23 protein-coding genes are annotated in these 23,234 nt (G+C 63.7%); 15 read left to right on the plus strand and 8 right to left on the minus strand.

From position 1 onward, the window contains the following. Nucleotides 1-8: 8 nt before the first annotated feature. Together ACQ7JA_RS22625 and ACQ7JA_RS22630 are read right to left on the minus strand one after the other, a co-directional pair. A complete protein-coding gene (locus ACQ7JA_RS22625; RefSeq protein WP_430901960.1) occupies nucleotides 9-2,786 on the minus strand; it encodes a M16 family metallopeptidase in 2,778 nt (925 codons plus the stop codon). A 242-nt stretch (nucleotides 2,787-3,028) separates the two neighbouring features. After that, nucleotides 3,029-4,156 (minus strand): PQQ-dependent sugar dehydrogenase, encoded by a 1,128-nt coding sequence (locus tag ACQ7JA_RS22630; RefSeq protein WP_430901962.1) that lies wholly within the window; start codon nucleotides 4,154-4,156, stop codon nucleotides 3,029-3,031. A gap of 174 nt (nucleotides 4,157-4,330) precedes the next feature. Here ACQ7JA_RS22630 and ACQ7JA_RS22635 point away from each other — a divergent pair, with 174 nt between their 5' ends. The 10 genes from ACQ7JA_RS22635 (at nucleotide 4,331) to ACQ7JA_RS22680 (ending at nucleotide 12,826) form a co-directional block, all read left to right on the plus strand. Then, the gene (locus tag ACQ7JA_RS22635) at nucleotides 4,331-4,870 is read left to right on the plus strand and encodes a DUF882 domain-containing protein (RefSeq protein ID WP_430901963.1); all 540 of its coding nucleotides are present in this window, start codon (nucleotides 4,331-4,333) and stop codon (nucleotides 4,868-4,870) included. Between the two features lie 4 nt (nucleotides 4,871-4,874). Continuing rightward, complete coding sequence (locus ACQ7JA_RS22640) at nucleotides 4,875-5,684, plus strand: hypothetical protein (RefSeq protein WP_430901964.1); 810 nt, start codon at nucleotides 4,875-4,877, stop codon at nucleotides 5,682-5,684. Further along, nucleotides 5,681-5,983, plus strand: a complete 303-nt coding sequence (locus tag ACQ7JA_RS22645; protein ID WP_430901965.1) for a hypothetical protein — start codon at nucleotides 5,681-5,683, stop codon at nucleotides 5,981-5,983. The genes ACQ7JA_RS22640 and ACQ7JA_RS22645 overlap by 4 nt, the downstream gene beginning before the upstream one ends. Before the next feature lie 48 nt (nucleotides 5,984-6,031). Beyond that, entirely contained in the window at nucleotides 6,032-7,321 is a 1,290-nt protein-coding gene (locus ACQ7JA_RS22650) for a M20/M25/M40 family metallo-hydrolase (protein WP_430901966.1), read from the plus strand. A 68-nt stretch (nucleotides 7,322-7,389) separates the two neighbouring features. Next, complete coding sequence (locus tag ACQ7JA_RS22655) at nucleotides 7,390-8,859, plus strand: PQQ-dependent sugar dehydrogenase (protein ID WP_430901967.1); 1,470 nt, start codon at nucleotides 7,390-7,392, stop codon at nucleotides 8,857-8,859. A 16-nt stretch (nucleotides 8,860-8,875) separates the two neighbouring features. After that, entirely contained in the window at nucleotides 8,876-9,319 is a 444-nt protein-coding gene (locus ACQ7JA_RS22660) for a thioesterase family protein (RefSeq protein WP_430901968.1), read from the plus strand. 70 nt (nucleotides 9,320-9,389) lie between these two features. Further along, complete coding sequence (locus ACQ7JA_RS22665; RefSeq protein WP_430901969.1) at nucleotides 9,390-9,785, plus strand: immunity protein Imm33 domain-containing protein; 396 nt, start codon at nucleotides 9,390-9,392, stop codon at nucleotides 9,783-9,785. 1,023 nt (nucleotides 9,786-10,808) lie between these two features. Beyond that, a complete protein-coding gene (locus tag ACQ7JA_RS22670; RefSeq protein ID WP_430901970.1) occupies nucleotides 10,809-11,099 on the plus strand; it encodes a hypothetical protein in 291 nt (96 codons plus the stop codon). Nucleotides 11,100-11,680: 581 nt separating this feature from the next. Then, nucleotides 11,681-12,133, plus strand: a complete 453-nt coding sequence (locus ACQ7JA_RS22675) for a hypothetical protein (protein WP_430901971.1) — start codon at nucleotides 11,681-11,683, stop codon at nucleotides 12,131-12,133. A 246-nt stretch (nucleotides 12,134-12,379) separates the two neighbouring features. After that, nucleotides 12,380-12,826 carry a hypothetical protein gene (locus ACQ7JA_RS22680; RefSeq protein ID WP_430901972.1) on the plus strand — a complete coding sequence of 149 codons (447 nt, stop codon included), beginning with the start codon at nucleotides 12,380-12,382 and terminating at the stop codon, nucleotides 12,824-12,826. 92 nt (nucleotides 12,827-12,918) lie between these two features. Here the strand turns inward: ACQ7JA_RS22680 and ACQ7JA_RS22685 are convergent, their stop codons facing one another. After that, complete coding sequence (locus ACQ7JA_RS22685; protein ID WP_430901973.1) at nucleotides 12,919-13,377, minus strand: hypothetical protein; 459 nt, start codon at nucleotides 13,375-13,377, stop codon at nucleotides 12,919-12,921. Between the two features lie 156 nt (nucleotides 13,378-13,533). Between ACQ7JA_RS22685 and ACQ7JA_RS22690 the strand changes: the two genes are divergently transcribed. From ACQ7JA_RS22690 to ACQ7JA_RS22700, 3 genes are read left to right on the plus strand one after another with little or no spacing between them, the layout of a single operon-like run. Continuing rightward, a complete protein-coding gene (locus tag ACQ7JA_RS22690; RefSeq protein ID WP_430901974.1) occupies nucleotides 13,534-14,130 on the plus strand; it encodes an RNA polymerase sigma factor in 597 nt (198 codons plus the stop codon). A gap of 13 nt (nucleotides 14,131-14,143) precedes the next feature. Beyond that, nucleotides 14,144-14,629, plus strand: coding sequence for a hypothetical protein (locus ACQ7JA_RS22695; RefSeq protein WP_430901975.1), 486 nt, complete (start codon nucleotides 14,144-14,146; stop codon nucleotides 14,627-14,629). Between the two features lie 36 nt (nucleotides 14,630-14,665). After that, complete coding sequence (locus ACQ7JA_RS22700) at nucleotides 14,666-15,748, plus strand: hypothetical protein (protein ID WP_430901976.1); 1,083 nt, start codon at nucleotides 14,666-14,668, stop codon at nucleotides 15,746-15,748. A gap of 252 nt (nucleotides 15,749-16,000) precedes the next feature. Here the strand turns inward: ACQ7JA_RS22700 and ACQ7JA_RS22705 are convergent, their stop codons facing one another. Beyond that, on the minus strand, nucleotides 16,001-16,495 hold the full coding sequence (locus tag ACQ7JA_RS22705) for a DUF3016 domain-containing protein (RefSeq protein ID WP_430901977.1): 495 nt from the start codon (nucleotides 16,493-16,495) through the stop codon (nucleotides 16,001-16,003). Between the two features lie 166 nt (nucleotides 16,496-16,661). Then, nucleotides 16,662-17,150 (minus strand): DUF3016 domain-containing protein, encoded by a 489-nt coding sequence (locus ACQ7JA_RS22710; protein WP_430901978.1) that lies wholly within the window; start codon nucleotides 17,148-17,150, stop codon nucleotides 16,662-16,664. 414 nt (nucleotides 17,151-17,564) lie between these two features. On the opposite strand from ACQ7JA_RS22710, the gene ACQ7JA_RS22715 reads away from it, so the two are divergent. Next, on the plus strand, nucleotides 17,565-19,067 hold the full coding sequence (locus ACQ7JA_RS22715; RefSeq protein ID WP_430901979.1) for an HD domain-containing phosphohydrolase: 1,503 nt from the start codon (nucleotides 17,565-17,567) through the stop codon (nucleotides 19,065-19,067). A 50-nt stretch (nucleotides 19,068-19,117) separates the two neighbouring features. Here the strand turns inward: ACQ7JA_RS22715 and ACQ7JA_RS22720 are convergent, their stop codons facing one another. The 3 genes from ACQ7JA_RS22720 to ACQ7JA_RS22730 all read right to left on the minus strand — a co-directional run bounded on the left by ACQ7JA_RS22720 (nucleotide 19,118) and on the right by ACQ7JA_RS22730 (nucleotide 22,292). Next, a complete protein-coding gene (locus ACQ7JA_RS22720) occupies nucleotides 19,118-21,049 on the minus strand; it encodes a GAF domain-containing sensor histidine kinase (protein WP_430901980.1) in 1,932 nt (643 codons plus the stop codon). A 104-nt stretch (nucleotides 21,050-21,153) separates the two neighbouring features. Beyond that, nucleotides 21,154-21,672 (minus strand): hypothetical protein, encoded by a 519-nt coding sequence (locus ACQ7JA_RS22725; RefSeq protein WP_430901981.1) that lies wholly within the window; start codon nucleotides 21,670-21,672, stop codon nucleotides 21,154-21,156. Nucleotides 21,673-21,785: 113 nt separating this feature from the next. Next, nucleotides 21,786-22,292 carry a hypothetical protein gene (locus tag ACQ7JA_RS22730; RefSeq protein ID WP_430901982.1) on the minus strand — a complete coding sequence of 169 codons (507 nt, stop codon included), beginning with the start codon at nucleotides 22,290-22,292 and terminating at the stop codon, nucleotides 21,786-21,788. Between the two features lie 530 nt (nucleotides 22,293-22,822). Here ACQ7JA_RS22730 and ACQ7JA_RS22735 point away from each other — a divergent pair. Continuing rightward, a complete protein-coding gene (locus ACQ7JA_RS22735; protein ID WP_430901983.1) occupies nucleotides 22,823-23,212 on the plus strand; it encodes a hypothetical protein in 390 nt (129 codons plus the stop codon). The last annotated feature ends 22 nt before the right edge of the window (nucleotides 23,213-23,234 follow it).

Consider the following 23,234-nt stretch of genomic DNA (forward strand, 5'->3'; position numbering starts at 1 on the left):
GCCCGGCTTTACTGCGCAGGTTTGCCGTCCGCGTCGATCTTGCGGACTTCGCCGATGTTCAGCGCGCGGATGCCGGATTCGACCTTGCTCATGTCGCCGACCACGATCCACACCAGGCGGTCCGGCGTGAAGCTGCGCGCCGCCAGGGCATTGGCCTGTGCCGGGGTGAGCGACAGGGCCTTCTGGGTGTACGTGTTGTAGTAGTCGTCCGGCAGGCCGTACTGCACGATATTGGTGTAGGCGCCGGCCAGCTGGCCGGCGGTTTCGAAGCCGCCCGGCAGGCCCAGGGTGTTGTTGTCGACCGCGGCCTTCAACTCTTCCGCCGTGATCGGCTTGCCGCCCGCGATGTCGCGGTACTCGCGCACCAGTTCCTGCATCGCTTCACGGGTCTTGTCGGTCTGCACCGGCGAGACGCTCATGAAAGGACGCTGGCCCAGGGCCGGCTGCAGCAGGCTGCGCACGCCATAGGACCAGTGCTTGTCTTCGCGCAGGTTCATGTTGATGCGCGAGCTGAAGGTGCCGCCGAACAGGTCGTTGACGATCTCCAGCGGCAGCGAGTCCGGATTGTTGCGCGGGACGGCCAGCTGGGCGCCGACGATCACGCTCTGCAGCGCGCCCGGACGGTCGACCAGGTAGACCACGCCCTTGGCTGGCGCCGGCACGTCCGCCAGCACCTTCTTCGGCACCTCGCCGGCCTTCCAGCCCGCGAAAGCTTTCTCGAGCTGCGGCTTGATCTCGGCCAGGGTGGTGTCGCCCACCACCAGCAGGGTCGCGTTGTTCGGCTTGAACCAGGTGGCGTGGTACTTCACCAGGTCGTCGCGGCGCATGCGCTTGACGGCATCCTCGGTGCCGGTGCCGGTGAAAGGCTTGGCATACGGATGGTCCTTGCCGTACAGGATTTCCGGCAGCACGCGCAGGGCCATCAACTGCGGCACGGTTTTTTCACGCGCGATCGCGGCCAGGCGGTCCTTCTGCAGGCGCTCGAACTCGTTCTGCGGGAAGGACGGGTTCAGGATCAGGTCCGAATACAGGGTCAGCGCCTGCGGCATGGTGGCCTTGAGCGTGTTCATGTACACGGTGCCACTGTCAAGGCTGGCGCCGGCGCCGAACTGGGCGCCCAGGCTTTCGAAGGCTTCGCCGATTTCCAGCGACTTGCGGGTCTTGGTGCCTTCTTCCAGCATGCGCATGGCCAGGCTGGCGACGCCCGGCTTGTCCGCCGCGTCCGAGGCGTAGCCGCTGTCGACCAGCAGCTGGAAGTTGACCACCGGCGCCTCATGGCGCTCGGCCAGCACGACCTTCAGGCCGTTCGACAGGGTCGTCTTCTGCATTTCCGGGAGCTTGAGCGCCATCGGTTTGCCGAGCGCCGGTTCCTTGCTGCGGTCCACGCCGGGCTTGGAAGCCGCCAGGCCGGTCGGGTAAGGATCGACCTGCAGGATGAAGTCGCCGTCGCTCAGCCAGTCGTTCATGGCCTTCTTCACGCTTGCCGGGGTGGCGTCCTTGATGCGCTGCAGATAGACCTTGTAGCAGTCCGGATTGCCGGTGAAGGTCTGGCAGGACGCCAGCAGGTCGCTCTTGCCGCCGAAGCCGCCGACGCGCTCGATCATGCGGGTGTAGCGCGCCAGGATGGCGGTCTTGGCCAGGCGCAGTTCGGCCTCCGTCGGGCCGTTCTTCATCAGCGCCTTCAGTTCTTCGTCGGCGCTGCGTTCCATCTTCGCCACGTCGGCGCCCGGACGCGCGGTCAGGGTCATGTCGAACTGGCCGCCGATTTCCGATGCGTCGTCGCTGGCGACGGCGCTGGTCGCGATCTGGTCCTTGTAGACCAGGCGCTTGTACAGGCGCGAGGTCTTGCCGCCGCCCAGCACCATCGCGGCCAGGTCGAGCTGCGCTTCTTCCGGCGTGTTCGCGCCCGGCACGTTCCAGGTGCGGTAGATGCGCGACTGCGGCACGCGGTCCTGCACGGTGGTGCGGTGGGTGCCGGTGCGCTTGGCGATCCAGGCTTCATGCTTGGCCAGCGGCGGGCCCGGAGGAATGTGGCCGTAGTACTGCTCGACCTTCTGGCGCGCCACTTCCGGGGTGATGTCGCCTGACAGCACCAGCACGGTGTTGTTCGGGCCGTAGTTCTTCTTGAACCACTCCTGCACGTCGGTCATGGAGGCCGCATCCAGGTCTTCCATCTTGCCGATCACGGTCCAGGAATAAGGGTGGCCGACCGGATAGGTGTTGGTCACCAGCAGCTCGTAGGCGACGCCGTAGGGCTGGTTCTCGCCCTGGCGTTTCTCGTTCTGCACGACGCCGCGCTGCAGGTCGAGCTTCTTCTGGTCGACGGTGCCGAGCAGGTGGCCCATGCGGTCGCTCTCGGCGAACAGCGCATAGTCCAGCATCGAGGTCGGCACGTTCTGGAAGTAGTTGGTGCGATCGGTATTCGTGGTGCCGTTCAGGTCGGTCGCGCCGATGCCTTCCATGGCGTTCAGGTAGGTCTTCTTGAAGTTGTCGCTGCCGCTGAACATCAGGTGTTCGAACAGGTGGGCGAAGCCGGTCTTGCCCGGCTTTTCATTCTTCGATCCCACGTGGTACCAGGTGTTGATCGCCACCACCGGCGTCTTGTGGTCTTCGTGCACCAGCACGGTCAGCCCGTTCTTCAGGGTGAACTTGGTGTAGGGGACATCCGGGATCGGAATATCGGGCGTGCTGGATTGCCTGGCCGGCGCCGCCTGGACGGCGGACATGCCGAAGGCCAGCGCGAGCGCTGCGGCCAGCTGGGTACTGCGACGAAGGGAAACTGCCATGCTGCTCCTCCAAAGGACCATCCGGAATGGATGCGATGGAGCATTCTAGGCAGCTTTTCTTGTGGCAACAATGGCAATGCGACGAATGACGAAGAATCCATGCACAGCGCATTTCGTAGGCGTGATCTGGTCCGGTGGACCCGATCACGCTCTGCCGACCGCGCGTCCAACTCCCGGTCGCACCGTGGCAACGCATGGTCTGGCTGAACGCGCGGTCGGGGGACCCGACCACCCTACGGAAATCATTGCGGTACGATCCTGAGCAAACTGCCCTTGTCCTCGTCGGTCAATGCATACAACTGCCCGTCCGGTCCCTGGCGCACGTCGCGCACGCGCTTGCCGATGTCGAGCTGTTCCTGCTTGATCACCTTGCCCTGGGCGTCGAAGGCGATGCGGCGGATGTCCTTCGAGGCCAGTCCGCCGGACAGCAGGCTGCCCTGCCATTGCGGGAAGGCCTTGCCGGTGTAGTACACCAGGCCCGAGGGCGCCGGCGACGGCACCCAGGCCACCAGCGGCTGCTCCATGCCCGGCACGTTCCTGGTGCCGACCGGCTCGCGGCTGCTGTAGTCGGCGCCATAGCTCTGCAGCGGCCAGCCGTAGTTCTTGCCGCCCTCGATCAGGTTGATCTCGTCGCCGCCGCGCGGGCCATGCTCGCTGGCCCAGACGCGGCCGCTTTGCGGGTCGACCGCGATGCCCTGGATGTTGCGGTGGCCGATGCTCCACAGTTCCGGCAGCGCGCCCTGCCTGCCCGCCAGCGGATTGCCGGGCGCCGGCTTGCCCTCGCCGGTGAGGCGCAGGATGGACCCGTTGTGGCTGCCCAGGTTCTGGGCCTGGTCGCGCGCCAGCATATTGCCGACGCGCTGGGGCGGATTGCCGCCATCGCCGATGCTCATCAACAGGGTGCCGTCCTTCAGGAACACGATGCGCGAACCGAAGTGCTGGCCGCCGCTCTTCGCCGGCGAGGCGGTGAAGATGGTCTTCACGCCGTGCACGCGCTTGCCGTCGAAGACGCCCTGCACCAGCACGGTACGGTTGGCGCTCGCGGTGCCGCTGGACATCGTCATGTAGACGCGCGCATTGGCGCCCTTGTCGGCGGGATGGACGGCGATGTCGAGCAGGCCGCCCTGGCCACTCGCGAACAGCTCGGGCAAGCCCTCGACCGGCACCGCCACCATGCGCTTGCCGTCCACCAGGTGCAGCGTGCCTTCCTTGCCGGTGACGAGGATGCGGCCGTCGGCCAGCCAGGCCATGCCCCAGGGCTGGGGCAGGCCGGACACCACGGTCTCGGCGCGCCAGCCCTTCGCTTTCGGCGGCTCGCCACTGGTCTCGATGGCCTGGGCCCGGACAGTTGCCGCAAGCAGAGTAGACAAGGCGACAGCAGACACAGCAAATGATTGATAACTCGTCATCTAATTGCTCCTAAAATTGTTTAATTTGTCAATAAAATAGCTTATTTTCTGCAAAATCCTGCATTTTCTCTGCACGTTAAACCGAACAGGCGTAGAATTGACGTTTCTGTTGAACCTTCATAAGGATTCCATCCGATGATGCAACGACGCGCATTCCTGAAGTCCTCCCTCTTCCTCGCAGCACCTACCCTCAGCATCCCCGCCCTTGCCAACACAGCACAAGCCGCTCCCGGCGAGCGGACCCTGCGCCTGTATAACACGCACACGGGTGAAAAGCTGAGCACGACGTTCTGGGCAGAAGGCGAATTCATTCCGGATGCCATGAAGGACATCAACAAGGTGCTGCGCGACCACCGCAACAACAAGGTCGCCGAGATGGACCCTGAACTCCTGCTCCTGCTCACCCAGCTCAACGGCAAGCTGGACAACAACAAGGAGCTGCACATCATCTCCGGCTACCGCTCGCCGGAATCGAACGCCAAGCTGCATGCGGCTAGCGGCGGCGTGGCCAAGCGCAGCCTGCACATGGATGCCAAGGCCATCGACATCCGCCTGCCGGGCAAGGACCTGCGCATGCTGCACAAGGCGGCCATGTCGCTCAAGGGCGGCGGCGTCGGCTACTACGCCGACTCGCAGTTCGTCCACATGGACACCGGCCGCGTCCGTTACTGGTAAGACCATGGCGCGGCAACCCGTCCGCGTCATCCTCCTGCTGGCATGCCTCGCGGGCCTGCCTGCTTTTACTCCTGCTTCCGTGCTGGCGCAATCCGGCCAACCCGTCACCGTCACGGTGCAATCGACCCGCGATCCGGTCGACAAATCTTATCGAAAAATGATCCGGGGCATGGAACGCTTCGAGCGCGAGCGTGCCATGGCCCCGCATGCGCCCCTGCGTTTCCAGCTGCTGCCGCGCTCGCCCACCGTGGACATGCGCGGCATCACCCTGCGCGTGGCCGGCAATACCGTCAGCATCCCGGTCCCGGTTGCCGAGGACAACAGCTTCGTCCTGCCCCGGGACAGCGTCGCCCTGCGCGAGGACGCCGCCGTGCTTGCCAACCGCAAGACCACCAGCATGACCTGGCGCGCCCAGATCATTACGCCGGGACTGCCTCCCGGCACCCGGCGCCTGGGCGACATGCGCCTCGAGTGCCGGGTCGGTGTCGAGGCGGGCCTGGTGTCGAACAGCTCGCCGCTGTTCAGCTGGATCAACGAAGCCCTGACCTCGCCCGAACAGGTCTGCGGCAGCCCGAACGGCAACTATCTCTATTTTGCCGAGCGCCCCCTCTTCTCGGTTCGCCTGCGCGCCGGCGAGCGGGTCGAAACCCTGCCCTTCCGCATGCTCTACGCCGGCGGCGAGCAGTCGAAGACGGATCTGCAATACTGCGATTGCCAGGTCATGCTCGACCGCACCTTCTATGCCCCGATCTGGGACGCATCCTGGCCGGACGACACGCTGGTGGAGTTCGAATACATGGAGGATGCGCCGTGAAGCAGCTGGCGCTCATTGTCTCCCTGTGCCTGCTGGCGGGCTGCGCCGGCACGCCCGCGCCGCCCGGTACGCAGGTGGCGCTCGAGCGCCTGCAGCAGACGGTGGCGCCCGGCACGACCACCAGGGCGCAAGTGCTGGCCGCCTTCGGGCCGACCAGGCGCGTGGTGTTCGACAGCGGCTTCGAGAGCTGGGTCTACCAGTCGCCCGCCGGCAATGGCCGGTTCAGCGAATTCGTCGTGCTCATCAATCCTGACGGTGTCGTCACCAAGACCCGGACACGCCTACCCGCCCTGCCTTGAGCTCATCCGTAGTAGAGTCGTGCATTCTTCATTGCCAAGGATGCCGACATGCTGCGCAAGCTTGCCCTCCCGCTGCTCCTGAGTACCGCCCTGTGTGCACAGGCCGCGGATCTTTCGCCCACCGAGCAGCGCATCGCGGCGGGTGTGGCCGCCTGGCAGCCGCAGGCGATCGAGCTGCTGGAGCGCAGCGCCCGCATCAACAGCGGCACCCTGAACCTGGCCGGCGTGCGCGCCACCGGCGACGTGTTCCGCGCGGAACTCGACAAGCTCGGCTTCAAGACCGCCTGGCTCGACATGCCGAAGGAGATGGGCCGCGCCGGCCACCTGGTCGCCACCCGCACGGGCAAGAAGGGCAAGCGCCTGCTGCTGCTCGGCCACCTCGACACCGTGTTCGAGCAGAGCGCGCCCGGTCCGCTGTGGCAGCGCGACGGCGACAGCGCGCGCGGCCAGGGCGTGAGCGACATGAAGGGCGGCAATGTGGTCGTGATCGCGGCCCTGCGCGCCCTCCAGCAGGCCGGAGCGCTCGACGACACGACGATCACCGTCCTGTTCACCGGCGACGAGGAAGAAGCCGGCTACCCGCGCGACCTCTCGCGGCGCGACATGGTCGAACTGGCCAGGCGCAGCGACATCGCGCTCAGCTTCGAAGCCGCGATCGGCAAGGACGGGCAGCCGATGGCCACCGTCGGCCGCCGCGCCACCGCCAGCTTCGACCTGGACGTGACGGCCCGCCAGGGGCATTCGATGAGCGTGTTCGGCACCAACGGCTTCGGCGCCGTGTACGAGGCCGCGCGCATCCTCGACGGCTTCCGCCGCGAGGTGGTGGAGCCGGGCCTGACCTTCAACCCGGGCGTGATCCTGGGCGGCACCGAGGTCGCCTTCGATGAAGCGAATGCCACCGGCACCGTGGCCGGCAAGACCAATGTCATCGCCAACCGCGTCACCGTGCGCGCCGACCTGCGCTACCTCGACTACGCCCAGCGCGACCGCGCCCAGGCCCGCATGCGCGCCATCGTGGCGCAGCACCTGCTGGGTGCCGAGGCGAGGATCACCTTCCGCGATTCCTATCCGCCGATGGCGGTCACGCCGGGCAACCTGAACCTGCTGGCCCGGTATTCCCAGGCCAGCCAGGATGCCGGGCTCGGTGCGGTGGGCATGGTGCCGCCGGAATCGCGCGGCGCCGGCGACATCCAGTTCGTCGCCCCCCTCATTGACAGCCTGGACGGCCTGGGCGCGAGCGGCAGCGGCGCCCACGGTCCGGACGAGCGCGTTGACCTCAAATCCCTGGAAAGTTCCGCGATCCGCGCAGCCTTGCTGATCTACCGCCTGACACGCTGAGCGGTGCGTGCATGCGCACGACTTCGCTGGCAGAATAGCCGGACAAGCTGAACGCGATGGAGGCCGAGATGCTGTCCGAACGTGTGCGAACGATCCTGCTGGTCTTGCCGATGCTGGTATTGGCATTGCTGCTGCCCGCCTGCGGCGGCGGAGGCGGCAGCCCCGGAACGCCCGGCCCCTCTCCCACGCCGCCGGGCGCCACCACCGGCAATCTGGCCGTCACCACCTCCGGCCTGCCGGCCGGCGCCAACGCCTCGGTGCGCGTCACCGGCCCCAACAATTACCAGCAAGACCTCACCGGCACGCAGACCCTGTCGAACCTGGCCATCGGCAGCTATAGCGTCGCCGCCGCGCCCGTCACCGTCGGCGGCACCACTTATACCCCCTCGCCCGCCACCCAGAGCGCCGTCGTCAGCGCCGGCGGCACCGCCACCGCCGCCATCACCTACGGCGGCACGGCCGTGAACATCACCCTGAGCGAAGTCGTGTCCAACCTGGACAACCCGACCTGGCTCACCGCCCCCGCCGGCGACACGCGCCTGTTCGTGCTCGAGCGCCCCGGGCGCGTGCGCATCGTGGAGAACGGCAGCCTGCTGCCCATCCCCTTCCTCGACATCAGTGCGCGCGTGTTCACGGGCGGCGAAGGCGGCCTGCTGTCGATGGCCTTCGACCCGCAATTCGCCGGCAACCGCTACTTCTACCTCTACTACACCGACCCGCAGCAGAACATCGTCATCGAGCGCTTCACGGCCGGCAGCAATCCCAACCTGGCCGATGCCACCTCAGGCCTGGTCATCCTGCGCGTCGCCCACCCGAATTTCACCAACCACTTCGGCGGCCAGGTCGCCTTCGGGCCGGACGGCTATCTTTATCTGGGAACGGGGGACGGCGGCGGCGCCGGCGACCCGACGGGCAATGGGCAGAACCTGAATGCGCTGCTGGGCAAGCTGCTGCGCGTCGACGTGCGCAATGCCGCGGCCGGCCAGCCCTATACCATCCCGGCCGGCAATCCCTATGCGAACCAGCCGGGGCGGCGCGCCGAGATCTGGGCGGCGGGGCTGCGCAACCCCTGGCGCTTCAGCTTCGACGGCAGCCAGCTCTACCTCAGCGACGTCGGCCAGGACCGGCGCGAAGAGGTCAATATCGTCGCCGCCGATGCGGCCGGCCTGAACTATGGCTGGAACACGATGGAAGGCACGCTGTGCTACAACGCAGCCACCTGCGACCGCAGCGGCCTCACGCTACCCGCCTTCGAATACGACCACGGGACCAACGACGCCAACGGCTGCTCGATCACGGGCGGCTTCGTCTACCGCGGCAGCGCGATTCCCGGCCTGGCCGGCAGGTACTTCTATTCGGATTACTGCCGCGGCTTCCTGAAGAGCTTCCTTGCCAGCGGCGGCAGCATCACCGAGCAGCGCGAGTGGAACATCGCCGCCATCGGCAATGTGGTCTCCTTCGGCCAGGACGGCCAGGGCGAGCTCTACCTTCTGAGCTCGCGCGGCGCCGTCCATAAAATCGTCCGCGCGGCGCAGTAGGCATTAGAATGTAGCAATGGCACGCTTACAGCTCTCCTTCCCCGAAGACCAGTTCTACTATTCGACCCCGATGTCGGTGCGGGTGACCGACATCAACGCCGGGAACCACCTCGGCAACGACTCGATGATCTCGATGATCTCCGAGGCGCGGGCGCGCTTTCTGTTCGAGTTCGGCGTCGCCGAGACCGAACGCGACGGCACCGGCATCATCGTGACCGACCTGGCGACCACCTACCGCGCCGAGGCGCATGCGCGCGACCAGCTGCTGTTCGAGGTCGGCGTCATGGACTTCAACAAGTACGGCGGCGACATCATCTTCCGCATCACCCGCCCGCGCGACCGCAAGCTGATCGCGATGGCGAAGTCCGGCTTCGTCTTCTTCAACTACAAGTCGAGCCAGGTCGTGGCGATGCCGGAAGATTTCCGGAACAAGTTCGACCGGGTGAACTGGATCGACTGAAGAGCGCCTGACGAAGCCTGTTTTCGTCGTCAGAACATCGGCTGCGCACACTGAGCCGGTCGGACCTGTAATGTCGGACCTGAAGCGGCCATTCACCGTTCCGGTTCAGTGCGCCGGTCTCAAAGGGGGGCTCATCGAAACGCAAGAGGAAGTGTGCGCCAGATTCGGCGAGGCGCCCGCGCCGCCAGGTGCAGGCGAGAAGCTCGGGGTCGCACTTTCGACGATGGGAGCGCTCCCGATAAACGGATTGAGGATTCGCCTCGAGGGAACGTGCGGATGGTTCATCTGGGCTGGCGAGCAAATGTCGGTCGATTCTGGCTTTTATCAACCGCTTCATGTCGAGCACATCGCTGAATACCTGCCGTCGGTCACCCCTTACCTGTCACTACCGCCGGGGTACCGATTTCAGATCGCAGATGAGTACGAGGACGTCTGGTTCGATCCGGCGCTTTTGTCGGAAAGATGAATGGCTGCCTTGCGTCCGTTCCGGTCTTTCTTAACGGCCTGCGATTCTTCGGCCCGGGACGCGCTCCTTCGTGACAGTCAGCGTTTTTCGGACGTGGCGACCTGTTATGCTGGGCCAATGGCCGGCTTCGGCCAACAGCAGACCTGCCCCCGTGACTCGCGCAGACGAGACCAACACAAACCCGATACGTAAATATGACGTCCAAGCTTGAACGAAAATGGTGGTTCGCCCTCCCGATTGCTGCGCTAGCGGCAATCTTGACGCTACACTTTGTAAGCAGTGCTGGGATCGAGCACCCCTACAATTTTTCGCAATGGGTACTGTACTTTCTGTGCTTCGTAGGGCTACAGCGCGGGCTTTCTTTCGTAGCTTGGCTTCTTGTTCTAAGCATGTCGCCGCAAAGCAAAGCGCTGGAGCGTACCAGATAGGCAAAACGTTTTCCCAAGACGACAGAGGAATCTGGAGCGGTCCTCATTGCCATCGTCTGCTTTGGGTCGGTTCCGGCCGTTCGTGACAGTCTGCGATTTTCGCCCCCTGGCTACATGCTATGCTGACCTCGACGGCCGCCTTCGGCCAGGAGCGGACTAAACGCACGAACAAGGAATCATGGACAAAGCGGAGCTTGCGCAGGCCTTAAACAATCATGGTGTCTCGTCGCGCTACTATCGATTCGGTCCATATGGGCACGGATTTTCCGACGACTCGTTTTTGCTTGAAAAAGGCAACGGAGTGTTTCAAGTGATGTACATCGAACGAGGGACGCCTTCGTTGCTGGCATCGTTCTCAACTGAAGGCGAGGCGTGTGCGTACCTCTTGGAACAGTTGACGAGTACTGATCAGTTTCTAATCCGCCCAAAATAAGGCCCTATTCTCTCAGCAAGGTACGTCCGGTATGGGTCGGATCCGGTCTTCCGTGACAGTCCGCGACTTTTCGGCCCTGGCCACCTGCTATGCGGAGCTGAACGGCCGAGTTCGGCCAGAAGCGGACCTTTTAACCTCGGCCAAACTTTGTAGGAAGAGTAGATGACTTTCACATCCTTGCCACTTCATGATGCTTTGCTGGCATTCGTCTACGTAAGTTGGGAGGCAGAACGATGTGACTTACGGCTTCGTCCCGTCGGCCTGCCAGATCATCTGCTCGTCTTTGAAGGTTTCACGCACCTTGAGTTTCCACGACGTGAAAGCTGGGGGCGGTCCTCTTCAATTAATACTCTGGCGCAGCCGCACGAAGGGGTGTTTGAAATTGAGCTTCAGTCTGGGGACGTAATCCGAATCGAAGCTCCGCACTGGAGTTTCTCTCCAGAGAGCGAGTAATTCAGTTTGAGATCGTCTCGTCTGCTTTGGGTCGGATCCGGTCCTCCGTGACAGTCTGTGATTTTTTGGTCCTGTGACCTGCTGTGCTGAGCTCACGGCCATGTTCGGACAAGAGCGGACATCAGCCTGCAAGAAATTTCGGTTCGAGGTGATGAATGAGTGCGAGGTATGCTGACGGAGCCGGTTATCTAGCAATGTACCCGGATTTGAGGCGCTGGATGAATATGTGCGTGTGCTGCCAATTCAGCGGTTACAAGCCTGAGATGCCGCCAAATGATGATCCTCTTTTTAAAGGGCAGAATTTGAGGCGCTACTTTTCGTCTCTCGAAGTGAACGCTGAAGGACTATGCGCCCAATGTAGTACTGCGTTGAACCGATGACTGCCTGTCGTGGGTTGAAGGTCTGCTCTGGGTCGGTAGCGGCCGGCCGTGTCAGTCGGAGAGTTTGTTGCCTCAGCAACCTGTTATGCTGCCTTGAATAGCCGCTATCGGCCAGGAGCCGATGTTTCCGTTCGAAGATGTGTTTTTCCTTGGAAACAAAGTATGCTGGCTATTCGACGTGGCTGAAATCAAGCAATCGACATGCAGCGCATTACTATCACGATCGACCGTGTCTTCGATATCACTACAGGGCTGTCGCGAGGCAGGCAGCCATGCACCTTTTTCAGCTTTCAAAGCGGCGAAACAAATCAATTTGGCGTCGCACTTCCAGGCAAGCCCGAAGTTGAGAGTGGAATGACGGTATCCGTGCTCCTTGAAGAAAGCGATAACTGGCAGACCCTGTTGGGGTGGCTCGACCATCGTACTGGTGAGATTACCTGCTGGAGTCGCGGACCTCAGGTGTTTTTCTTTCTGTTGTCATTTCCAGCGGCCGCCGCCTTGCTCGCCTGGAGCAAACAGTCACTCAGCGTTAGTGTGGCGGGCTTACTCGTGCTTGCGTTTTGTCTCTGGATTACCATTCGAGATTGCGTTGTATTTTCCAGGGCCAGACGTGCCCTTACAGCGATAAAGAACGACGAGTTTCGCCTGGATTGATCTCCACAATTTCCGGGATACTTTGACGCTGCACAGCTTGTAGAGTGTCCGCTTCGGGCTGGATCCGGTCCTTCGTGACAGTCCGAGATTTTTCGACCGTGGCGACCCGCTAAGCTGAGCTCGAGGGCGGAGACCGGCCAGCAGCAAACGATCAAGAGAGCAAACTGACGGATCGTCGGCCGCAAACCTGCTCCGTCGTGACTTTTCGCGCATTTCTGCTCGCATCGTTTTGCTAACTTGTCAGCGATGAAGAACCTCAAAGTCCGTCTGACCTACCTTGCCGCCGCGGTTTCCATAGTCGGCGCGGCGATCCACGTCGCAGCTCTTGCAGGAGGGCCATCCTGGTATGCCTTCTTCGGCGCTCCGCCACAGGTAGTGGCCTCGGCACAGGCGGGTACATGGTTGGCGCCGGTCTCCACTACCGGCATCGCATTATTGATGGGCATCTGTGCCATGTATGCCTGTTCGGCGCTCGGATTACTTCGGCGCCTGCCCTTGCTCCGGACGATGCTTGCCGGGATAGCGAGCATCTGCCTTCTTCGCGCGCTTATTCTGCTTCCTTTGGCGTTCACACATCCAGAGCTGATCAATCTGTTCGAAGTCGCTGCTGCATTGACATGGGGAGCGGCAGGCATGGGTTTCGTCGCCGGTTTCCTGATGACTAGAAGCAAGATACCTGCCGTGCCTGCCTGACTCGGTCTGGAACTGCTCAAGTTCGAAGCTGCTGCGCGAACAAGCCGCACAGCGCCAGCAGCAGCCATTGAAGATATGTCACGCTCAAGCGCTCACTTGAAGGCCGCGGCGGGGCCGAGCTTGCGCACCAGCGCGATATTGGCCTGCCGCTCGCGGGTCAGCCTGGCCTGCATCCTGGCCGCCTCGGCCTTGCCCGCCATGGCTTCATGGGTCAGGTACAGCGAGGCATCGATGAGGGCGTAGCTGGCCAGGCCGAATTCCTTCGGCGACAGGCCATGCTTGGTCACGATGCTCTTTGCGACCGGACGTTTTTCGACGGACAGAATGAAGCGCTCGACCGGCAGTTCGCCGTTCTTGCGGTACTTGTCGTCATCCGCCTCCTCCTCCTCGGTCTGCCCGGGCAGATTGGCCTTTTCCAGCGCCGCATTGGCGGCCTTGACCTTCTGGATCAGGGCCGGACTCAGGACGAAATGGTCGTCCGGCGTTCCCGCGTGGGCGCCGGCGCACAGGAAAAGGGGGAGGATGGCGATGGTCGCGCGAAGGATGGTCATGGTCGGGTCGGCTTGATTGTTATACGCAGAGAAATTATAGAAAGCTTCGGTCCGCGCCAACACCCATGCGCAAGCACTTCCCCCATCCATGGTGTGCTTCGAAAATTCCTGGAACTTTTCGCATCGATGACCGGAATACAGGTAAAGATGACGACCATGACCACTCACGACACGCTTGATGCCGAACTGCTGCGCCAGGTACACGCCGGGCATGCCGACGCCTTCACGGCGCTCTACCGGCGCCACCAGGGCCCGCTCTACCGCTATGCCCTGATGCGCTGCGGCTCGGCCGACACGGCGGCCGACGTGGTGCAGGAAGCCTTCATGGGCCTGCTCACCAGGCGCTTCCAGTTCGACGCCCTGCGCGGGCAGCTGCAGCACTTCCTGTTCGGCGTGGCGCGCAACCTCATCCTGAAGGCCGAGGAAGGCCGCGGGCGCCACGTGGCCCTGCCGGAACCCGGCGACGAGGACGGCGAGGTGGAATTGCCCTGCGAGGACGCCGGACCGCTGATGCGCCTGCTGGACATCGAGGCGGCCGAGGAGGTGCGGCGCGCCCTGGCGCAGCTGGCTCCGCACTACCGCGACGTGGTCATCCTGTATGAACTGCATGAGCTGTCCTACCTGGAGATCGCGACGGTCTGCCAGGTCGACATCGGCACCGTGCGCTCGCGCCTGTCGCGCGGCCGCGCCGCCCTGGCCAAACGCCTGCAGGCGCATGCCCCCGCGGCGCGGCCGCCATGCCTCACGAATTGAAGGAGTAGATCGAATGGACACCAAGGACACCGAGGCGCTGCTGGCGCCCCGCTTCAAGGAACTGCGCGAGGAGCTGGCCACGCTGGACACGCCCCGCTGCGTCGAGAAGGAGCTGATGCAGGCCTTCCAGCACCAGTTCCGCCCGAAGCGCCCCTGGTACGGCTTCCTGACCCTGCCCCAGTGGGGCGCGGCCGGCGCGCTGTGCTCGCTGACGGCGATGGCCGTGCTGCTGGCCCTGTCGCCGCACCAGAGCATCAGCGTAGGCGGGCCGCCCCTGGTCGGCATCGACGGCGGCGCCGCCTTCGTCGCCCTCGACTCGCTCGAACGGATCGAGGCCGAACCGGATGCGCGCCTGGTCGAGGCCGAGGTGCCGCGCACGGTCCTGGCCCCGCTGGGCGTGCCGGTCAGCCCCGACAACGCGGCCGACACCGTGCGCGCCGAGATGCTGGTCGCGGCCGACGGACAGCCGCTGGCCGTGCGGCTCAGCGCGACGAATTGACTCCATCGACAACCCGATCACCCACAAGAGGAAGCCATGACGACCAAGAAGATCCTGATTGCAGCACTGCTGGCCTGCGCCTTCGCGCCGGCCCTCGCCGAAGAGTTCGAGATTGAAGAACAGGTGCAGCGCATCGTGACCCGCAGCACCGACGGCATCGGGCTGCAGCTCGAACACGCCCTCGGCCTCGACGGCAACGCGACCGTCCTGCACCTCGGCGCGGGCAAGCTGGTCAAGAACGCGCCCTATAGCGCCGAGATGGTGTCGGAACGCATCCAGACCCTCGGCGACGGCAACCAGATCGTCAACAAGAGCAGCTCGATGAGCTATCGCGACAGCGCCGGCCGCACCCGCACCGAGGTGCGTGGCGCCGACGGCGAAGTGCGCAGCGTGATGATCAACGACCCGGTCGAAGGCGCGCGCTACGTGCTGCGCCCGCGCGACAAGAGCGCGACCAAAATCTCGGCGCCGAACGCGTCCGCCATCGCGGCCCGCGAACAGGCCCGCGCGGCGGCCGGCGAAGCGCGCGTGGCCGCGGCCGCGGCCCGCGCCGCCCGCGGCGAGGCACGGATCGCCGCCGAGCAGGCGCGCATCCGGATCGAGGAACTGCGCAAGGAGGGCAAGCTGCCCGAGGGCGGCGAACGCGTGATCATCAAGCAGGTCGAACGCAAGGGCGGCGCCGATGGCGAACACAAGGACGTGAACATCCGCATCGCCCAGCTCGGCGCCGGCCCCATGCTGGCCGCCCAGCTCGGACCGGCCCTCGAGAGCGCGCTCGACCGGCGCAAATGGGCGTCGAAGGCCGAGACGAAGGACCTCGGCACCCGCGAGTTCAACGGCGTGAAAGCCAGCGGCAGCCAGCGCAGCTACGAGATCCCGGCCGGCGAGATCGGCAACCGGCTGCCGATCGTGGTCAGCACCGAGACCTGGATCTCGCCCGAGCTGCAGGTGGTGGTCTACCAGAAACGCAGCGACCCGCGTGCGGGCGACACCATCCTGCGCCTGGAAGACCTGAAGCGCGAGGAACCGGCCGCCGCGCTGTTCACCGTGCCTTCGGACTACACGGTGAAGGATCCGCTCGCCACGGCCAGGACCCGGATCGAGAAGAAAGCGCAGTGACAAAAAAGGCGCCTCCCCGGAAGTAATGCCGTTCAGTTAGCGTAGCGTAGGGTGGACGGCTTCGCCGTCCGCGCGTTCAAACAGTGCATGAACAGCATGCGTCGCATCCATTCAACCGGGAGTTGAATGCGCGGACGTTCGTAATTCCGGGCATTGCCCGCAATTACCCCGTCCACCCTACAACAGCTTCCACTTCGCTTAACTGAACGACATTAGCCTCCCCGGAGGCGCCTTTTCATTCCGCGGCCCGGATCAGCCGGGCTTCTTCTGCAGGATGGTCTTGTTGAACCATTCGTCGACCATGCGCTTCTCGTAGCGCAGGCTGTCGGTGTCGAAACCGCGCACCGGACGGCTCATGTAGCTCATGTCCGCCAGGCGCGCCTTGCCGCTGTCGATCACCTGGCCATTGGCGCTCAGGGTGTAATTCAGTTCGATGCGCGGCCAGTCCGCGGTGCCCTGCAGCACGCGCAGGTCGCCCCCGGCACGGCGGTTCGGGTATTCGCGGCCGGCCAGGTCGATATCGGTGATCTCGACGCTCAGCTCCTGTCCGGGAGGCAATTCCTTGCCGAGCTTGGCGAAGTGGTCGGACAGGGTGCGCAAGACCTCTTCACGCTCCCAGGGGGTAAAGGGCAGGTCCGAAAACTTGTCGGACTGCACGTAATTGACGGTCACGCCCGCCGAGGCGGCGCCGGCGGCACCCAGCGCGAGCACGGCCGCAAAGGCCGCTTTGCCGATCAAGGAGTTCATCGCTTTCCCTTTCAGTGTTCCATATGGTTCCGTATTTCGAATATACGCCCTCGGCGCCGGCTTTCCAGTCCCCTTTTGTCGAAGTTTTGTATCGAGATGTTAGCCGCGCAAACGCGAACGGCGCCTCGCGGCGCCGTTCCATCCTGCCTGCCTCAACCGGGCGTGATCAGGATTTCTTCAGGATGGTCTTCTTGAACCACTCCTGGATCATGCGCTTCTCGAAGCGCAGTTCGTCCATTTCGTAGGCGCGCTTCATCATGCGCTGCATGTAGGCGACATCGCTGATCTGGGCGGTGCCGTTGTCGATCACCTGGCCATTCGAGACCACGCTGTATTGCAGCTCGATCAGCGGCCAGTCGTTCTTGCCCTCGCGGACGCGCATGTCACCGCCGGCGCGGTTGCCGCGCACTTCCTGGCCTGCCAGGTCGACGTTGTAGACCTCGATGGCAAGGTCCTGGCCCGCCGGCATGTCTGCGCCAAGTTTCTTGAAGTAGGCAGCCAGGTCTTCCAGGACTTTCTTGCGCTCCCAGTCGCCGAGAGGAAGGTCGGCAAATTTTTCGGGATTCACAAAATTCACCGTCACCTCGGCCGACGCGGCGTTGGCCGCCAGTGCGAATACGGCCGCAACGGCCGCTTTACCCACCATGGATTTCATGTCTCTCCCTTTCTTGTTCAAAATTAAATTCTTCTGAAATATACGCTCTTTGCGGCAACTGTCTACTATGACTTTTAATGGGGTCGCCCGGCCAATGTTGGGCCCCGCACGGGACGTTGTTCGAGCCCGGCCCACAATGGGGCAAAGGAGAGCGGCAATGCCCGAAGGACCTTCGCTCTAAAGCGCAGCTTCTACTGCGAACGCTGCCAGAAACGCTATGCCTGAGGCGTTCTTGCCGGATTGTCTTTATTCGACATTCATAGCCTGCGGCAATGTGACATCGTTAACCAACACTTTTTATGTTGCTTGTTGTTAAGGCTCAATAGCCGTACTACAATCGTCTTGACTTGCGGCTACTTTTTCCTCTGTACGCCTGCCGCCTGATTGTCATCAACCTAGGTTAACGGAACCCGTATGTCCTTCCTGTCATCCGCCGCGCCCAAGCTCGCGCCATGGAAAGTGCTGCTCGTCGACGACGAGCCGGACATCCATGACATCACCAAGCTGACCCTGTCGCGCTTCCGCCTCGACGGCCGCGCGCTGACCTTCGTGCATGCCTACAGCGGCGCCGAGGCGAAAGAGGTGCTGGCGCGGGAAAAAGACATCGCGCTGGTGTTCCTCGACGTGGTGATGGAGAACGAGGACAGCGGCCTGGAAGTGGCGCGCTGGATGCGCCAGGACCTGGATAACCAGTTTACCCGCATCGTGCTGCGCACCGGCCAGCCGGGCCAGGCGCCGGAAGAGCGGGTGATCGTCGACTACGACATCAACGATTACAAGGAAAAGACCGAGCTCGATCGCACCAAGCTGTTTACCACCACCTTCGCAGCCCTGCGCGCCTACCGCGACATCATGAAGGTCGAGGACGCGCGCCGCGCCCAGCAGACCTACCGCGAAGGCCTGGAGCGCGTGATCGCCGCTTCCACCCACATCTTCCAGCAGCGTAACCTCAAGGACTTCGCCAACGGCCTGCTGCAGCAGGTGGTGGCGCTGCTGCGCCTGGACCAGAGCATGCTGCTGCGCCTGAAGGGCGCCAGCGTGATCACCGGCGAGAGCCAGTACGAGGTGCTGGCCCAGATCGGCGACCTGGCCGGCGAGATCGGGCCGGAGCTCGTGGCCCAGCTCGACGACGCGCGCCACAACCGCATCTCGCGCCTGCATGGCGACACCTACGTCGGCTACTTCCCGAACAGCAGCGGCAAGGCCTCGCTGCTGGTGCTCAAGGGCGTGGACGAGATCGCGGAAATCGACGCCCAGCTGCTCGAGGTGTTCTGCTCGGGCGTGGCGATCGCTTTTGATAACATCCTGCTGAACCAGGAGATCACGGACACGCAGGCGGAGCTGATCCTGCGCCTGGGCGACGTGGTCGAATCGCGTTCCCACGAAGCCGGCAACCACGTGCGCCGCATGTCGCAGGTGTGCTACATGCTGGCCCAGGCGGACGGCATGCCGGAAGAAGAAGTGGCGACCCTGATGCACGCCGCGCCCATGCACGACGTCGGCAAGATCGCCACGCCGGACGCGGTGCTGCTCAAACCCGGCAAGCTGACCGAGGAAGAGTGGGAGATCATGAAGCAGCACCCGACCGTGGGCCTGCAGATCCTCGACGGCTCCCAGCGCCCGATCCTGAAAGCCGCCGCCGTGATCGCCCACCAGCACCACGAGAAGTACGACGGCAGCGGCTATCCGCAAGGTTTGAAGGGCGAGGCGATCCACCCGTATGCACGCATCGTCGCGGTGGCCGACGTCTTCGACGCCCTGAGCCACAAGCGCTGCTACAAGGACGCCTGGCCGGCGGCGAAGGTCACCGAACACCTGCGCGAGGTGGCGGGGCACCACCTGGACCCGCACTACGTGGATCTGCTCATCAGGAACATGGACAAGGCGCTGGCGATCAACGAGCAGTGGCCTGACTGAGATACCGCTCACTCTGTGCCGTTCGTAGGGTGGGCGTTCCTCCGCCCACCCTACTTTTTGCGCGAACGCGGAAAGGTCAGGTGATAGCGCAGGCCTTTTCCCGGCTCGCTCTCCACCCGCACCGTCCCACCCAGCGCCCCCGTCACCAGGTTGTACAGGATGTGCGCCCCCAGCCCGCTCCCGCCGCTGCCGCGCTTGGTCGTGAAGAAGGGATCGAACAGCTTCGCCAGCGCTTCCCGGTCCATGCCCGCGCCGTCGTCCGCGTAGTCGAAGACGACTTCCCCGCCCTCTTCCTTCACCCTGATGTCGATCTTGCCCGCCTGGTCGCGCTCGAAGCCGTGCACCAGCGAGTTCACCACCATATTGGTGACGATCTGCGACACCGCGCCCGGGAAGCTGACCAGCACCAGGTCCTTCGGGCAGTCCACGCTCACCTTCACCGGACGGCCCTTGAGCTTGGGCTGCAGCGACAGCAGCACTTCGTTCAGGTAGGTGCACAGATTGAAGTTGCGGATGTCGTCGGATGACTGGTCGACCGCCACCTGCTTGAAGCTGCGCACCAGGCTGGCCGCGCGCTGGGTGTTGGTGGTCATGATGCGCAGCGACTGGTCGACGATGTCGAGGAAGGAGTTCAGGCTGTCCTCGGTCATCTCGCCCGCCGCCAGTTCTTCGCGCGTGAGCTTCAGTTCCTGCACCAGGTGGCTGGTCGCGGTCACGCAGATGCCCAGCGGCGTGTTGATCTCGTGCGCGACGCCCGCCACCAGGCCGCCCAGGGAGGCGAGCTTCTCCTGGCGCACCAGCTCGGACTGCGCCAGCTGCAGCTTGTGCAGCGCTTCTTCCAGGGCCGCGTTCTGGGCTTCCAGCGCTTCCTTGGTCTTGCGGATCTTGCGGTCGGCCTGCATGCGCGCGATCGCCACCGCGACGTGGCTGGCCATGAAGGCGAGCAGGTCGAGGTCGGCCTTGGTGTACAGGGTCGAGGGATCGTAGCTCTGCACGATCAGGACGCCGTAGGGCTGCTCGTGCACCAGCATCGGCGCGCCCATCCAGCTGGCGATGTCGAAATTCCCCAGCGGTTCCTTGACCAGGCCATTGGCGACCAGGTGGCGGAAGCTCGTCGCATCGTGGAGCTGGGCCTGCTTGCTGGACAACACATAAGAACACATCGCCTTCCCGAAGGGGAAGCGTTTGACCGGCGCCTCGGCATCCTTCTCGTCGACGAAATAGGGAATGCTGATTTCCTGGGTGTCCGGGTGATAGAGGCCGATCAGGAAGTTCTTCGCCACCATCAGCTCGCCGATGATGGCGTGCAGGCTGGCGCTGAGCCGCTCGGCATCGAGGGCCTGGGCGGACAGGTCGGCAATCTGGTACAGCGCATGTTGCACCTGCTCGGCGCGGCTGCGTTCGGCCACCTCGTGCGCCAGCGCGGCGGTGCGTTCCTGCACGGCGCGCTCGAGGCGGTCGACGCTCTGCAGGCCCTGCAGAGCGTTCGAGACGTGGTTGGCGATCTGCGAGAACAGCGCCTGGTCTTCCTCGCTGTAGGTGACGCCCTTCGTATAGCTCTGGATGACGATCGCGCCCAGCGCCTGCTGGTGGCGGTCGAGCAGCGGCGCGCCCATCCAGTGCTCCGCCGCGCTGCCGTGGCCCCACTGGGCGCCGGCGCGCACGAACTCTTCGGCGGTGATCATCAGGCGGCGCTTGTTCACCACCACCCAGGCCGTCGGCGATTTTTCCGGCGAAGCGAGCGGCACCCGCTGGTTCAGGATCGGCACCTCGTCGTCGGCTTCGTCGACGAAATACGGGAACCAGATCGTCCCGTCCTCGCGGTCGCACAGGGCCACATAGAAGTTGGCCGCATACATGATGCGGCCGAGGGCGCGGTGCACCGCGCCGATGAAGTCGACGATGTCGCTGCAGGTGGTCGAGAGCTCGCCGATTTCGAGCAGCATCGACTGGACCGCTTCCAGCCGGTCGAGACGTTCCATTGCTTCCCCAGTAGTGATTAATGCACAGGGGAAATACTAGCAGTTAAGGCGCCCGAGCCGAAGCCTTATTCGGCCGGGCTGTCGCATTATTCACAGTGGCCAGCCTACCGCAGAACGCGGTCAAGTGCCACGATGGCCGAAACGGTCAGGGATGCGAGGGCGTAGCACGCGAGGTGGTCCTTCCAGCCCAGCTTCAGGCGGCGGCTGGCCTTGATGACCAGCGCCAGCAAACCGGCCGCTACCAGGATCGGCAGGGTCCATTTTCCCAAGCCCAGGAACATGCTCACCCGCGCTTCGTCGTTGGGATGCATGACGCTGACGAGTCCCGCCACCAGGCGCATGAAGAAGGCCGCATACAGGAAAGCGAATATCTTCTGCGACCCGGTTCGCATGAACAGCACATAGGCGATGATTCCCTGCGCGATCGTGACCAGAGGTCCCGCGATGTCCGCCAGGGCGCGCTGCCACGGCTCGGTTGGAGACAGGTAGCTGACGGCATTGAGGCCGAATCGCATCTCGAAACCGAGCGCAGCGCCCGCCAGCCAATGAAACGATTCGTGGACCAGGTTGGTAAGGAAAAAGACCAAGACCAACCAAGGAAAGAACGATGATTTCAGTTTCATTGAAGCGGGCGCCTGCAAGTCAGTTATCGGAACGACACGAACGTACTGACAGGACTATACCCGAGAACTCTTTCCAATTTGAAAATAAAACCCGGTCCTTCCGTGCCGGCCAATTAAGCACGCGGCGCGCGAAAGCCGCTGTCGACCCAGGCATGGGCCGACGCCGGACTCAGCTTGAAACCGGCGGAGACGCGCACCTTGGCCACCTGCTCGCCCATCTCGTCCGTGGCGGCCAGGATGGCGTAGGGGTCGTCGTCGTCCGGCACGATGTCGAGCGTGACCTTCAGCTCGCCCTGCTCGGTGGAAATGGTGGTGTTCTTGTGCAGGATCGCGTGCAGGTGCTGCTCGTGGCGGCGGATGACTTCCGACGCGGTCTTGATCAGGGTGTTGAAGGCATTGACGTCGAGCGGCTTGGGATTTTTCTTGTCGCGTCCCATGGTCCAGGGACCGACCAGGGCCGGCTCCCGTTCGCCATCCTTGTACATGGCGACGGCCCAGCCTTCGTCGTCGTCGTTCTTGATCACGCGCGCGGTCCAGCCATTGCCTTGCCACAGGCGTGCTTCCTGCACCAGCGCTTCTTCGTCGCCGGCGCCGTCGTCGTGTTCGGTATTGTCGTTCATGGTCGTGTTTCCTCGTGCTGCAAAGCAGAGATCATAGAGGAAACCGACCACAGGAAGAAGCGTGATTCGCCTTTTTTATCAGGCAATTCTGGGGCAGCGCCAGCCGGGCCCGGATGGTGGACGTATCGGCGGGCGCACCGGTGTCGGATGCGGGTCGCCCCGGGGAGACGGCAGCTCCCGATTGAAGGGATTGATGATGATCGGCGGGATGGCAGGTGGCGCCGATGGTGGGCCTTTGGGACCGCTGTTGGCTGCTGCGGGATGCAGAACATGGTCCCCCATTTTGTCGATGAACGGATGCATGGGATCCCCCTGTAACAGAGCAGGCTGTCAGTATAGGAGCCTCAGTACTGAAAGCAATGCCAAAGCGTCACGTTTTGCACGCCGCATTTCCCCTCTTTATCGCTCGCCGGAACATCTCGGCGCCCGAAAAATGCAGCCTGTCGCAATCCGGTGGAGCGTGCAGACGCGCGCGCGTACTCTTCAACCATCGCGAAAGCAAATTGAAGACCCAACCGACGAGGACCGCCATGAAAACGACCGTAAAAATCATCATCCTGTTCCTGTTTGCCATGCTGCTGCTGAACATCTTCGCCGAGACCGCCGACTTCATGACGGTGAACATCGATGGCGAGGAAATCGGCGGGCCGCTCGGATGGCTGGTCGGTCTCGTGTTCGCCGGTGGCGGCGCGGTGATCGCCACGGTGGTGATGCTGTTCGTGGGCCTGGTGCTGGCCGTGGTCTTCGCCGGCGTCGGCGTGATCGTGATCGGCGCGCTCGGCTTCGCGGCGGGTGCGGTGCTGCTGGCGATCTCGCCGCTGCTGTTGCCGCTCCTGATCCCGATCGCGATCGTCTGGTACATGGTGTCCCGCTCGCGCCGCCAGCGCGAACTGAAGCCGGGCGTGCAGTCCGCCGCCTGATACCTCTCCCCCCACCGAACGG

Source organism: Massilia sp. BKSP1R2A-1 (assembly GCF_050586525.1).
In the GTDB taxonomy this organism is placed as follows: domain Bacteria; phylum Pseudomonadota; class Gammaproteobacteria; order Burkholderiales; family Burkholderiaceae_D; genus Telluria.